Origin of the sequence: Jingyaoa shaoxingensis (genome assembly GCF_014385005.1) — a bacterium.
GTDB lineage: Bacteria > Bacillota > Clostridia > Lachnospirales > Lachnospiraceae > Marvinbryantia > Marvinbryantia shaoxingensis.
The window spans coordinates 81,191-95,062 of record NZ_JACRSZ010000003.1 but is presented as its reverse complement, the minus strand read 5'-3'; the positions used below and the strand labels follow the sequence as shown (position 1 = coordinate 95,062).

General features: G+C 42.3%; 12 protein-coding genes. 8 read left to right on the top strand and 4 right to left on the bottom strand.

The window, feature by feature from the left end:
* Positions 1-23: 23 nt before the first annotated feature.
* The 6 genes from acsC to H8716_RS04320 all read left to right on the top strand — a co-directional run bounded on the left by acsC (position 24) and on the right by H8716_RS04320 (position 6,535).
* Entirely contained in the window at positions 24-1,382 is a 1,359-nt protein-coding gene (acsC, locus tag H8716_RS04345; RefSeq protein ID WP_249307299.1) for an acetyl-CoA decarbonylase/synthase complex subunit gamma, read from the top strand.
* 68 nt (positions 1,383-1,450) lie between these two features.
* Complete coding sequence (gene acsE / locus H8716_RS04340) at positions 1,451-2,236, top strand: carbon monoxide dehydrogenase/acetyl-CoA synthase methytransferase subunit (RefSeq protein ID WP_249307298.1); 786 nt, start codon at positions 1,451-1,453, stop codon at positions 2,234-2,236.
* A 3-nt stretch (positions 2,237-2,239) separates the two neighbouring features.
* Positions 2,240-4,162: a corrinoid activation/regeneration protein AcsV gene (gene acsV / locus H8716_RS04335; protein WP_249307297.1), complete on the top strand. Its 1,923-nt coding sequence runs from the start codon at positions 2,240-2,242 to the stop codon at positions 4,160-4,162.
* 171 nt (positions 4,163-4,333) lie between these two features.
* Positions 4,334-4,975 carry a DUF3786 domain-containing protein gene (locus tag H8716_RS04330; protein ID WP_249307296.1) on the top strand — a complete coding sequence of 214 codons (642 nt, stop codon included), beginning with the start codon at positions 4,334-4,336 and terminating at the stop codon, positions 4,973-4,975.
* Between the two features lie 14 nt (positions 4,976-4,989).
* Positions 4,990-5,619 (top strand): cyclodeaminase/cyclohydrolase family protein, encoded by a 630-nt coding sequence (locus tag H8716_RS04325; RefSeq protein ID WP_249307295.1) that lies wholly within the window; start codon positions 4,990-4,992, stop codon positions 5,617-5,619.
* A 67-nt stretch (positions 5,620-5,686) separates the two neighbouring features.
* Positions 5,687-6,535: a bifunctional 5,10-methylenetetrahydrofolate dehydrogenase/5,10-methenyltetrahydrofolate cyclohydrolase gene (locus H8716_RS04320; protein ID WP_249307294.1), complete on the top strand. Its 849-nt coding sequence runs from the start codon at positions 5,687-5,689 to the stop codon at positions 6,533-6,535.
* A 78-nt stretch (positions 6,536-6,613) separates the two neighbouring features.
* Here H8716_RS04320 and H8716_RS04315 read toward each other — a convergent pair whose 3' ends face one another.
* From H8716_RS04315 to H8716_RS04300, 4 genes are read right to left on the bottom strand one after another with little or no spacing between them, the layout of a single operon-like run.
* Entirely contained in the window at positions 6,614-7,486 is an 873-nt protein-coding gene (locus H8716_RS04315; RefSeq protein WP_249307293.1) for a TylF/MycF/NovP-related O-methyltransferase, read from the bottom strand.
* Entirely contained in the window at positions 7,483-8,508 is a 1,026-nt protein-coding gene (locus tag H8716_RS04310) for an XdhC family protein (protein ID WP_249307292.1), read from the bottom strand. The genes H8716_RS04315 and H8716_RS04310 overlap by 4 nt, the downstream gene beginning before the upstream one ends.
* A gap of 31 nt (positions 8,509-8,539) precedes the next feature.
* Positions 8,540-9,613, bottom strand: coding sequence for a histidine phosphatase family protein (locus H8716_RS04305; protein WP_249307291.1), 1,074 nt, complete (start codon positions 9,611-9,613; stop codon positions 8,540-8,542).
* Positions 9,606-10,538, bottom strand: a complete 933-nt coding sequence (locus tag H8716_RS04300; RefSeq protein WP_249307290.1) for an NTP transferase domain-containing protein — start codon at positions 10,536-10,538, stop codon at positions 9,606-9,608. Before H8716_RS04300 ends, H8716_RS04305 begins: the two co-directional genes overlap by 8 nt.
* Positions 10,539-10,747: 209 nt before the next feature.
* Here H8716_RS04300 and H8716_RS04295 point away from each other — a divergent pair, with 209 nt between their 5' ends.
* Together H8716_RS04295 and H8716_RS04290 are read left to right on the top strand one after the other, a co-directional pair.
* Positions 10,748-11,008 (top strand): hypothetical protein, encoded by a 261-nt coding sequence (locus tag H8716_RS04295; protein WP_015526497.1) that lies wholly within the window; start codon positions 10,748-10,750, stop codon positions 11,006-11,008.
* Positions 11,009-11,044: 36 nt separating this feature from the next.
* Positions 11,045-13,807 carry a molybdopterin-dependent aldehyde oxidoreductase gene (locus tag H8716_RS04290; protein WP_249307289.1) on the top strand — a complete coding sequence of 921 codons (2,763 nt, stop codon included), beginning with the start codon at positions 11,045-11,047 and terminating at the stop codon, positions 13,805-13,807.
* Positions 13,808-13,872 lie beyond the last annotated feature (65 nt).

Below are 13,872 nucleotides of genomic sequence, written 5' to 3'. Positions count from 1 at the left end.
CTGTTTAAGGAGGATAAAAGACAATGGCATTAAAAGGTCTTGATATTTTTAAATTATCACCAAAGAAAAACTGTAAAGAATGTGGAAGCCCTACATGTATGGCTTTCTGTATGAAAGTTGCTCAGGGTGCAGCTGATATCAGTGCTTGCCCTTACTTCTCAGAGGATGCAAAGGCTCAGTTATCAGAAGCTACAGCACCTCCAATGAAGAGCATCAAAATCGGTACTGGCGCAGAAGAAATGGTTCTCGGCGGAGAGACCGTTATGGAACGTCATGAAAAAACATTCGTTAACAAAACAAGATATGCAGATTCTCTTTGCAACTGCATGGATGAAGCTACCATTGAAGCAAAACTTGCAGAAGTTCCGAAGGTTGATTATGACCGTATCGGTGAGAGAATGTATGCAGAACTGATTTATGTAAATTACTCTGCAGAAGGTTCTTATGATTATGTAGAACTTGTAAAGAAAGCTGCTGCACTTGGCAGAACTCTGGTACTGGGATGTACAGATGTAGAAGTAGCAAAAGCTGCTCTGGCTGTATGTAAAGACAGCAAACCAGTTCTGAATGGTGCTACACCAGCCAACTACGCTGATATGAGCGCTGTTGCTACAGAAGCAGGCGTTGTTCTTGGTGTCAGCGGGGCTGATATGAACGAAATTTATGACACAGTAAAAGCACTTGAAGGACTTGGAAACAAGAACCTGGTAATCGATACCACAGGCGCTACTGTAAAAGAAACATTTGCAAATACTGTACAGCTTCGTAAAGCTGCAATCAAAGATGGCGACAGAACATGTGGTTACCCATCTATCGTAAACCTTGTAAAAGTAGCAAAAGATGATCTGCATCTGCAGGCTGCTCTTGCTGCTGTATTTACAATCAAATACGGTTCTATCGTTGTTATGCAGGAGATTACTTATTCTGAAGCACTGCCTCTGTACGGTCTGCGTCAGAACATCTTCACAGACCCTCAGAAGCCAATGCGTGTAGAACCAGGTATCTACGCTCTGAACGGTGCAGATGAGAACTCTATCTGCCTGACTACAGTTGACTTCGCTCTTACATACTTCCTGGTATCCGGAGAACTGGAACGTTCAGGAGTACCTGTAAACCTGATCATCAGTGATGCAGGCGGACTTTCTGTACTGACCGCATGGGCAGCTGGAAAACTGTCTTCTTCTTCCATCGAAAAATTCTGGAAAGAAGCTGATATCGAAGGCAAGATCAAGAATCGTAAGCTGATCATCCCAGGAAAAGTTGCAGTACTGAAGGGTGAGATCGAAGCAAAACTGCCAGGATGGGAAGTTATCATTGCTCCTAGAGAAGCAGTTGAACTGGTTAAATTCCTGAAAGACATGCAGGCTAACGGAGAAGCATAAGAGTATTTGACATTTGAGCAGTGAATAGCAATAGTTATTAAAAATTAAACTATAAGGAGGCTACAAAAATGGCAAAATTTATTACAATCGGTGAAAGACTTTCTACTACAGCTCCTGCTGTAAACAAAGCTTTTCTGGAAAGAGACGAAGAACCAATCCTGAAAAGAGCAAAACAGCAGCTGGATGCTGGAGCAGTTTATCTGGATGTCAACATCGGACCTGCAGAAGGTTACGGTCCAGATCTGATGAAGTGGGCAGTTCAGTTACTTCAGAGCCACTTTGATAATGTTCCTCTGGCACTGGATACAGCGAATATGGCTGCAATCGAAGCTGGTATTTCTGTATACAACCGTGAAAAAGGAAAACCAATTGTAAACTCCGCAGATGCAGGAAGCCGTATTGAATACCTTGACCTTGCAGCAGCTAATGATGCAATCTGTATCGCTCTGTGTAATGCAGAAGGTATTGCAAAAGACAATGATGAACGTATGGGATACTGCCAGATGCTTCTGGAAAGAGGTATGGAGCATGGAATGGAAGCAGAAGATATGTGGTTTGACCCGTTATTCCTGGTTGTAAAGGGAATGCAGGACAAACAGATGCAGGTTCTGGAATTCATCAAGATGCTGTCTGATATGGGTCTGAACTCTACAGGTGGTCTGTCAAACAACAGTAATGGTATGCCAAAGACAATCCGTCCAATTATGGACTCCGCTCTGGTAGCTATGGCTATGATGCAGGGTCTGACTTCTGCAATCGTTAACCCTAACGACCTGAGACTGATGGAAACCATTAAGTCCTGTGATGTATTCAGAGGAAACACTCTGTACGCAGATTCTTATCTGGAGATCTAATAAATGTATAAGGTTACATTTAAGTTTGAGAACAGCGAAGACGTTATCGTCTTCGCTGCTCTTGGTGAAAACCTTCTTGAGGTAGCGAGAAAAACAAACGTAGCTATCGATGCCCCATGTAACGGAAATGCAGCCTGCGGAAAATGCAAGGTACGTCTTCTTGGCGGCGAACTGGATTCAAAGAAAACTCATCATATCTCTGATGAGGAATATGCAGGTGGTTGGAGGTTGGCCTGCTGTAGTAAGGTATGTGCAGATGTAGAGGTAATGGTTCCGGATATCGCCTCTGCATATAAGAGCCGTATGAAAGTGGCTGATTTAAGTTCTCCGGACGAAATAAAAATATTTGATGACTTAAAAGAACAGGTTTTACAGGCAGGAATTGCACTGAAAAATGACATGAAAGTTATTACTTTGCAAATGAACGAACCGACACTGGATGATACCATGCCAGATAACGAACGTTTCACCCGTGCACTTCGTGCACAAACGGGAGTAAATGTTATTCGAATATCCTATACAGCCCTGAATAAACTTGCCTTTGTATTGCGGAAGAGTCAATTTGAGATTCAGGTTGTATTGCGTGAGACTGCGAAAGACCTGTTTGTCTATGACGTATTTGAAAAGGAAAAAAATGTAATTGTAGGTGGTATGGCTGTAGATATAGGTACTACAACTGTCTCTGCAATTATTATCGATATGCTGACAGGCGAGATCCTTGCCAAAGGATCTGCCGGAAATGGACAGATTCGTTATGGTGCGGATGTTATTAACCGTATCATTGAATCCGAAAAGCCTGGCGGACGCGAAAAATTGCAGAAAGCAGTAATAGATGAGACCATTAATCCTTTGATTGATACCATGTGCCGACAGGCGCATTTGGATCATTCACAGATTTATCGTTTGTGTATTGCGTCCAACACAACCATGAATCATCTGCTGTTAGGTGTATTTGCAGATCCGGTACGTATGGAACCATTTGTACCATCGTTTTTTAAGACAAATTCTGTTTATGCTTATAATATTGGCATCAATGTAAATCAGGACGCGCATATTATTCTGGCACCTAATATCGGAAGTTATGTAGGTGGTGATATCACTGCAGGTGCATTTGTCAGTATGGTATGGAACAAGCCAGAATTTTCTCTGTTCATCGACTTGGGAACAAACGGAGAAATTGTATTTGGAAATTCTGACTTCATGTTCAGCTGCGCCTGTTCCGCAGGTCCGGCCTTTGAAGGTGGAGATATCAGCTGCGGTATGCGTGCAACAGATGGAGCAATTGAGGCATGCACCATTGATGAAGAAACCATGGAACCAACCTATTCTGTAGTGGGGGATCCTGGTACAAAGCCGGTAGGTATCTGTGGATCTGGTATTATTGATATTATTGCAGAATTGTTCCGCTGTAAGATCATCAGCCCGAAGGGGAAATTCATACGAGAAGGCAAGAGAGTTCGTCATGATGAACATGGTATGGGCTCTTATGTAATTGCATTCCAGGAAGAAGCAGGTTCTGTGAAAGATGTTGAGATTACCGAGGTAGATATTGACAGCTTTATTCGTGCAAAGGGTGCTATTTTCTCTGCCATCCGTACCATGCTGTCCTACTGCGATTTTGATGTTTCTATGATTGAACATGTCTATGTCGCAGGCGGTATCGGAAGTGGTATTAATATGCAGAATGCCATCCGTATCGGTATGTTCCCGGATGTTCCGCTGGAACTGTATGAATACATCGGTAACTCATCTCTGGTTGGAGCATATGCAATGCTGTATTCCAATGAGGCAGAGCGCAAGGTTTATGAGATTGCTCAGAACATGACTTATATCGAACTGAGTAATATCAATGCCTATATGGATGAGTTCGTAGGAGCATGTTTCCTGCCACACACAGATTCTGCATTATTCCCAAGCATTGTATAAGTGTCTGGTAAAATCAGCAGAAGAACCGAAAGGAATATAAGTGCGGACTGTAAATAGTACAGAATGATTATGAATGATTTCCTGCAGGATGTCAGATAAATGTCTGACATCCTGTTGCTTTATACTGGTGTTTTGTGATAAAATGGACAAAAAGAGTAAATGAGGTAAAAAATGAATTTAGATTATGCGAAGAATAGTATTGAAGAGGTGCCTTTCGGTCAGTATCTGGAACAGTTTCAGGCAATGGATCCGGAAGCAGCATCTGTTCGTACCGGCATTCCTTATGATACAGGACGCAAGTGCTTTACCATGAGAATGCTGCAGAGAACATATGAGATCAGTTGGCCGGAGTGCAATGTAACCTGTCTGGATAAGACAGAAGATGTGTTTGCAATTATGGAAGATGCCGTAGATGCAAAGATATTTGCTATCCGTTATCTTCTGAACGGAGTACAGTCTGACTCAACCGGTAAGTTTCTGACTTATCGTGAACTCCCAAGCGGTGACCTGTATTTTCAGCAGTTCCAGGGCAGATGCCTGATGCGTCTTGCCTACGGTTTTGGATTTAAGCTGGATAAGTTCTCAGATATTATGGAACGCCTGGGTGCGAAGAAGCTGACTTACGGAGATGTATCTTATGAGATTGAGTTTATCAACGGTCATTTTGTAAGATTTATTCTCTGGGCTGGTGATGATGAGTTTCCACCGTCATCACAGATATTATTTTCAGATAATTTCCCACTGTCATTTGAGACATATGATCTGGCAGTTGTAGGAGATATAAGTATTACCACATTAAAAAAAATGCAGTAAATGGAGGATGAATTATGGGATTTTCTACAGTACCATGCAATGAATTTGTGGAAGTATTAGCATCAAAAGCACCGGTTCCGGGCGGTGGTGGAGCATCTGCACTGGTTGGCGCAATTGGTACAGCCCTTGGCAACATGGTTGGCAGCCTGACAGTTGGCAAGAAAAAATACGCAGAAGTAGAAGAAGAAATGTGGGAGCTGAAGGGTAAATGCGACCAACTTCAGAAGGATTTCCTTCGTCTGATCGAAAGAGATGCAGAAGTATTTGAGCCACTTTCAAAGGCTTATGGCATGCCAAGAGAGACAGAGGAAGAAAAGGCTGAAAAAGCACGTGTAATGGCAATCGTATTAAAAGATGCCTGCTCCGTTCCGATGGAGATTATGGAAAAATGCTGTGAAGCCATTGATATCATAGCAGAATTTGCCGCAAAGGGATCTACGCTTGCGATCAGTGATGCAGGTGTTGGTGTAGCTTTTGCAAAGGCTGCATTAAAAGGTGCCAGCCTGAATGTATATATCAATACCAAATCCATGGCAGACAAAGAACTGGCAGCACAGTTAAATGAAAAGTGCGACAAGATGCTGGAAGAATATACCGTGAAGGCAGATCAGATCTTTGACAGTGTGTTAGGCCGTTTAAAATAATTGTATATCTGTGTGGAGATACGGGACAGTTATAAAATTACATAGGAAAGGTATGAAAGGAGCTATTATGGCAAAACAGTTATTAGGTAAGGAAGTTACCGCAGCATTAAACGAAAGAATCAAAGCAAATGTGGCAGCATGCCAGGAAAAGGGTGTGAATCCTACTCTTTGCATCATCCGTGTAGGTGAAAATCCAAGTGATATTTCTTATGAAAAGGGTGCAACAAAGCGTTGTGAAACTCTTGGTGTTGCATGTGAAAAAATCCTTCTTCCGGAAGATGTTACACAGGAAGATCTGCTTGCAACCATTGATAAAGTAAACAAAGATTCTCATATTCATGGCGTATTATTATTCCGTCCGTTACCAAAACATCTGAATCAGGCAGTGATCGAGAATGCACTGGCTCCTGAAAAAGACGTAGACTGTATGACAGACCTGTCTATGTCAGGTGTATTTACCGGAAAGAAGATTGGTTTCCCTCCATGTACTCCACAGGCTTGTATGGAGATACTGGATCATTATCAGATCGACTGTACAGGTAAAAAAGCGGTTGTCATCGGACGAAGCCTGGTAGTTGGTAAACCGGCAGCTATGATGCTGGTAAAGAAGAATGCAACTGTTACCATTTGCCATACTAAGACTGTGGATATGCCATCAGTAGCACGTGAAGCAGATATCATTATCGTAGCAGCAGGACGTGCAGGCGTGGTAGGTGCTGAGTATGTGAAAGAAGGACAGACAGTCATCGACGTAGGAATCAATGTAAATGCAGAAGGTAAATTATGCGGAGATGTTGATTATGCAGCAGTAGAGCCAATCGTAGATGCCATTACACCAGTTCCTGGCGGAGTTGGAAGCGTTACAACTTCTGTACTGGTTGGTCATGTTGTAGAAGCAGCTATGAGAACATTATAGGATTCAATCTGAATTCTGAAGAGGGGGCTGTCCTGAACTACGTTTTCAGGACAGTCTGCCTGTAATTGCAATCAGATTTTAGATGAAAATGGAGTGTTTCCGAATCATAGCACTTCCATGCAGATCGCATACAGGATCTGCAAACAGGTGGTGTTTCAGGCAGAATTCGTCTACAGCTTTGTTACATCCGGAAAACTGGGTACTGTATACGTCATGGATCAGGAGAACTCCGCCGATAGACAGACGTTCATAAAACAGAGGTAATGCAGCAGCAGTTGGAGCATAGAGATCTGCATCTAATGATACGAAACAGAAAGTTTCATCGGTAATATCGGAAAAAGTATCCGGAAACCATCCTTTATGGATGATCACATGTGATGAATCAGGCATGATGCGAAGAACAGAGTCTACATCTGTAGAAGAAAAGTCACCTGTTTTAGCGCGAGACAGATGCCTGGAGGTTTCTACGGCAATATCTTTTTCTGAAAAGCCTTCAAAAGTATCAAAAAGATGTATTTTTCGATCCGGAAAGGCCGTACTGATCAGGCAAGAAAAATCACCCTGGAAAACACCAAGTTCTGCCACATCTCCAGGGATATTTTGTTGATGCATCTGTTCGGCTAAAAGGCGCATAACCGCAACCCGTGCATCGAACATGCGAAGTGCAGAAGAATCACAAAATGAACCGTGATAGCCCAAGTGCTCCATCTGCTGCATCATAGAACCACGCCGCTCTTCATCCAATACACCAAGAATAATCAGATCAGGAAGAAGAGCAGCGGCCTTTGATGGAGAACAGATTGGGATATTACCAATAAATTGTCCATGTTTGCGCGGATCATTATCGGCAAAGCACATGATCTGATAGGAATTTCCAAGAAGTCGGGCAGTCATCTGCCCAATCTGTCCGGCACCGAATATAATAGTTTTGCAGACATGTTTTGTCATCATTTCATAGCAGCCTTTCTTTCAGCTCGAACCTGAATCATTTGTCCCGTGATAGATATTGCGATTTCAGCAGGTGTTTCTGCTTTAATATTAAGTCCCACAGGCGTGATAATACGGTTTAATTCTCGCTCATCGATTCCATACTCTTCTACGAGACGATGAAATACACTAGCTCTTTTGGCGAGACTTCCAATGACGCCGATATAGCATGCAGGTGTGGCAAGAAGTTGTGCCTGCACAATCGTATCATAGGTATGACCTCGTGTCATGACACAACAATAATCAGCATCTGTGATAGAAATGCTCTGATCCAGATGATCAAAATCGCAAAGGATTGTCTCTGCTGCATCCGGGAAAAGAGCAGGATCTGTAAATTCCGGACGGTCATCCAGAACGATGCAGTGAAAGTCAACACTTGCAAGTATTGGTACCAGCTTTTGTGAAACATGCCCGCCTCCAAATACATAGACAGTTCCGGATGTACCGATTTGTTCTGTAAACAGGTCGCAGGTTTCACTGCGATGACGGCATGGTCTTGCAGATAAGGAAGATAAGATGGAAGAAGGAACATCAACATTTCCAGTCAATCCATAGGATGCACTGTAAAGACTCATACCGGATGTAGCATGAAGATCACAGATCAGCCAGAAATCTTTTCGTTCTTTATATAATGTCTCAGCAGTTGCTGCAAGTTCCATAATAATAGGGTCATTATGGTCCAGATACTGGAAAAATACGGTAACATCACCACCACAAATCATACCGATATTCTCAACATCTTTGCGATTCAACCGGAATTCATGTTCACAGGATTCTTTCTTTTCAAGAATATCAAGCGCCATAAGCTCTGCACGATATTCGACAGAACCTCCGCCTATGGTTCCGGCAACTCGGCCTTTTTTTCCAACCAACATACGGGAACCGGCACCTCTTGGCGTTGATCCTGAGGAAGCAACGATGGATGCAAGCACAAGGTCGTTTTCTTTTTGAAATTCTTGTTGTATGATCTGAAATAAAGTTCTCATATATAAAACACCTCCTGTAATTTTCTATAAGTCATATCATCATGTGACAGATGGTCTGTATCATATTTTGCAGATCAAGAGCCTGTTTAAGCTGTCGTTCATGAGATTTCAAAGATTCGGGACTGTTACATTTGCACAGACTTTCCGCAAATCGTTTTTCGATGGTTACACGTTCGGTTTCCTGAATCAGTTTATCTGATAAAAAGACGATAGCCGCTTCATTCAGAATTGTCTTCTGTAAACCATGATGTTGTGAAATAATCTGACTGATTTCAGTATAGCCTAATTGTAAGAAAAGATCACCACCTGTTTTGGTGTGATGTTTTTGAAGTCTGGCAATATCATGAAGGAGTGCTCCGGAGCGAATCAGTTTTTTATTAAAAAAGTAACCATGAGATTCCAGCAGATCGCAGAAATGGCAAGCCAATTCAGTCACTGCATCACTGTGCGCTTGTACATGATGAGGAAGAGACACCGAATCGCGAAGCATCCGGCATAGTTCGTCATGCAAGTCAGGATGAGGCAGCAGGTAAGTCAAATCAGATAAGATAACATGATCGTTATCGTCTGTGTTCAGATGATAATAGGAACCACATGGAAGACGAAAATACTGTCTGGCATGCTGTTTTGAATCAAGCAAATACAGATAAGAAGAAATTACATCTGTATGAGCAACAATCGCAATATCACCCTCAGAAGAACGAAGAATCTCATAAATTGCCTGCGAAAAACGCATGCCAGATGCGAAAGGAGTTTCTGCTCCTGGAATCGGGTAATCAGGATTCATTCCACGTGCTTTATATATGTCCGGCCATCTTTTGCGTATCTCATCAAATGAAAGACCATCCCATTCTCCCAGATTTCGTTCTGTTAAATCTGAGATAGTGATATGTGGAAGATCAGGTGTGATATGTGCAGCCGTTTCCATAGCTCTTGACAAAGGACTGCAGTAAACAGCAGTTATTTTATCATCCAGTTCTCCGTGAAGAAGGACTGACTGCAGATGTCCAAGCATAGATAAAGAAAAATCAGTCTGACCGATACAGTAAGAATGTTCATCTGGATATTGTGGTTTTCCGTGTCGAATAAGATAAAGATTACGCATTGAAAAATCCTCTGAAACACTTTTCAAATATTGCTTCGGAACAGGTACGTGTTTCCTCTGAAAAACGGGCATATCGCTTCAAAAATTCTTCTCCGTATGGTGTCAGCTCACTGTGACTGCCCTTTACACCGCCCTGACTTCGAATAATCAGCGGTTCATGTAGCTGAGATTCTAATGTATGGATCAGATTCCAGCTGGTGGAGTAGGAAATGTGCATGCGTTCGCAGGCATCACGTACAGATCCTGTTTCATGAATCAGTGTAAGCAGCGAATAGAGCTGTTCATCAAAGAAGACCTTTTCCCGTGCCAGCTGAATCTGAATCTCTGAACGGATCAGACTTTGATTGTGTGCACGAAGAAGTTCTGCATAATCCTCTGGTGTATCCGCATCATGAATGATTCCAGGATCTTCTACATTTAAACAATACATGGGAGTTCCACAATGTTCTACAGCACCCTTCAGACCAGTGTTTCCATCATTGCTTAAAATGGCCTCAATTAATGAGGAACGAATCAGGATCGGATGACCTGGAGTTCCGTTACAGACCGGAGTGACAAGAGGCTGTCCAAGAGAAAGCATTTGTGTAACGGTATGTGCTGTGAATAGTGGAACATCTACAGGTGTAAAGAGTACCGTATCCACTTTGTCTTTTAAATATTCCAGTCCAATCCTGACAGAATCAAACATATGAGTAGTTTCATAGTCTTCATTTCGAAGAAAAATAACATGATTGGAAGCAAGGTGGCGTTCCAGAGCATCCGCATTGTATCCGGTTACCACCACTATTTTAGAGATTCCGGCCTGCCGGAAGTTATTAATCACACGCTGCGCGATGGAAATGGATCCAAGCTGAAGCATGGGCTTGAAGTCTCCCATTCGTGACGATTTCCCTGCAGCTACGATGAGAGCACCTGTCTGCATCATAGATACCTCCTAAAAATAACATTGTACAAATTTGATATTATTATAGCATAAAAAGTGAGGATAAATAGTAAAATTTTTAAATGAAGTAATAAAAACAATATAAAAATAGCGAAAAATAGCCAACTAATAATTATTTACAATTTGTAAAATTGTAAATAATTATGATAACATGAAATTATACAAAATAATGTAAACAGGAGAACGTTTCCATGGATAAGATTTTTGAAATTACCGCAAAAGAAGTTACGATACAGGTAAAAGATGAGCGTACAGGAGAGCAATACAGTCGGACACTTCCGATTGATTATTATGAGAATGCGAATGTTTTAAAACTCAGCGGTGAGAATCTGGACGGAAGCAGTTCTTCCATTGTTTTCTATTCTGTCAGAGGAATGGAAAGACTTAAAGATCTGACGGGTAAGGGAGCCGATCATGATCCATGTGGAACACATAAGTCAGAAGATTTGTAACATCGGAACGTGTATTTTTTAAAGGAGGAATGAAACATGATTAAAAAGACATTGAAGATCAATGGTGTGGAGCGAATCCTTATTCTTGATAAGGATGAGACACTGGCTCAGGTACTTCGTGAGCATCTTCTTCTTACAGGATGTAAGATTGGCTGTGGAGAAGGTCATTGCGGAGCATGTAATGTTATTATGAACGGAAAAGTTACAAGATCCTGTATCTATAAAATGAGCCGTGTTCCTGACCACGCAGAGATTACAACGATTGAAGGTGTCGGAACCATTTCTGATATGCACCCGATCCAAGTTGCATGGATGGCATATGGATGTGCACAGTGTGGTTTCTGTTCACCGGGATTTATTATCTCAGCAAAAGTGCTTCTTGATGAGAATCCAAGTCCGACTCGCGAAGAGGTGAGAGACTGGTTTAACAAACAGCGTAACCTTTGTCGCTGTACAGGTTACAAGCCACTTATTGACGCAACTATGGCAGCTGCAGCAGTTCTACGCGGCGAGATGACAAAGGAAGATCTTGTGTTCAGACAGACAGAAGATTCTATCGTGGGTACAAATTATATTCGTCCGTCAGCAGCACAGAAAGTAACAGGTACCTGGGATTTCGGTGCAGATGATGCATTAAAGATGCCGGTTGGAACGCTTCGTCTTGCGCTTACACAGGCGAAGGTTTCTCATGCAAATATACTTAGCATTGATACAACAGAAGCAGAAAGTATGCCGGGTGTTGTACGCGTGATTACTGCAAAAGACATAAAGGCAGCAGGTGGAACCAACAAGATCAATGGACTTGTAATGCTTCCAAAACACAACAAGACAGACGGTTTTGAACGTCCGGTACTTTGTGATGAAAAGATCTTCCAGTTTGGCGATGCAATTGCGATTGTAGCTGCGGATACAGAAGAACATGCCCGTGCAGCTGCTGATGCAGTAAAGGTTGAGATTGAAGAGCTTCCTGCATACATGAACGCAATGGATGCAATTGCACCTGATGCAGCAGATATTCATCCTGGTATTCCAAATGCATTCTTTGAGACAAATTGTATCAAAGGTCCTGATTTTGACTGGGATAGTATACCAGATTCCCAGCAGGTTGAGATTGAATCTTACTGCTCACGTCAGCCACATCTTCACCTTGAACCGGACTGTGGCTATGGATATATTGATGAAGACGGTATGATAACAGTGCATTCCAAATCTATCGGTATACATCTTCATATGCCTATGATCGCAGATGGTATCGGTGTACCAATGGAAAACTTAAGACTTGTTCAGAACCATGCAGGCGGAACATTTGGTTACAAGTTCTCACCGACAAATGAGGCTCTGATTGGTGCAGCTGTTAAGATTCTGGAACGTCCGGTATCGCTGGTATTTAATCAGTTCCAGAACATTACTTATACAGGAAAGAGATCTCCTGCATTTATGAATATTAAGCTTGCGGCAGATGAAAATGGTAAACTCTTAGCACTTTGGGGTAACAACTATGTAGATCACGGTCCATATTCAGAATTTGGCGATCTGCTTACCATGAGACTTTCTCAGTTTACAGGCGCAGGTTATGGAATTAACTCTATTCGTAATAAATCAACAACCGTATTTACAAACCATGCATGGGGCTCCGCATTCCGTGCTTATGGTTCACCACAGTCTTATATGGGATCTGAGATTGCAATTGACGTGCTGGCAGCTAAGATGGGAATCGATCCGTTTGATATCCGTGAAATGAACTGCTATAAAGAATCAGAGGGCACTACCATCCCGACAGGTTATCCACCGGAGGTATATTGTGAGGAAGATTTGTTTAAGAAAGCACGTCCATTGTATGAAGCGGCGAAAAAACGTGTTGCCGAAAAGAATGCAGCTTCTGACGGAAAGATGAAATATGGTATCGGTGTATCTCTTGGTGTATACGGTTGTGGTCTTGATGGTGTTGATACATCAAATGCATTTGCAGAATTAAATCCGGATGGAACCGTTACGATGTATGCTGCATGGGAAGATCATGGACAGGGGGCTGATATGGGTGTTCTTGTATCATCTCATGAAACACTGCGTCAGGCAGGAATCAGACCGGAACAGATTAAACTGGTTATGAATGATACGAAGACATGTCCGAATGCAGGACCTGCAGGAGGATCACGCTCACAGGTTATGTCAGGTAATGCATGTCGTCTGGCTGCAGAAAATCTTGTAGCAGCAATGAAGAAAGAAGACGGAACATTCCGTACTTATGATGAGATGGTAGCAGAAGGGCTTGCAACAAAATATGAAGGTAACTGGGTAACTACATTCTGCGCAGATCATCCGATCGATCAGGATACCGCACAGGGCGATCCATTTGCAACTTATATGTATACTATCTTCCTGCCGGAAGTTGCTGTTAATACAGAAACAGGTAAAGTTACCGTTGAGAAATTTACTTGCGTAGCTGACGTAGGTACGATCATGAACAGACTTCTTGTAGAAGGTAATTTCTATGGTGGTCTTGTACAGGGTATCGGTCTTGCTCTTTCGGAAGATTTTGAAGATTTGAACCATGACACCACTTTGAAGAATTGCGGTATTCCATATCCAAAGGATGCTCCGGATGATATTGAACTTCATTTCAATGAAACATATCGTCCAAGCGGTCCTTACGGTGCAGCCGGTTGTGGTGAGGCTCCACTGGATGCTCCACATCCTGCAATCTTGAATGCAATCTTTAATGCGACAGGTGCACGTATTACACGTATCCCTGCCCGTCCGGAAAGGGTTCTTTCAGCATTAAAAGAACTTGAGAAATAAGCTTAATTCATAATGTGGTTGGAGTAAAAGCTGCCAACTGTGATATAATCAGGGGAGACGGGAAA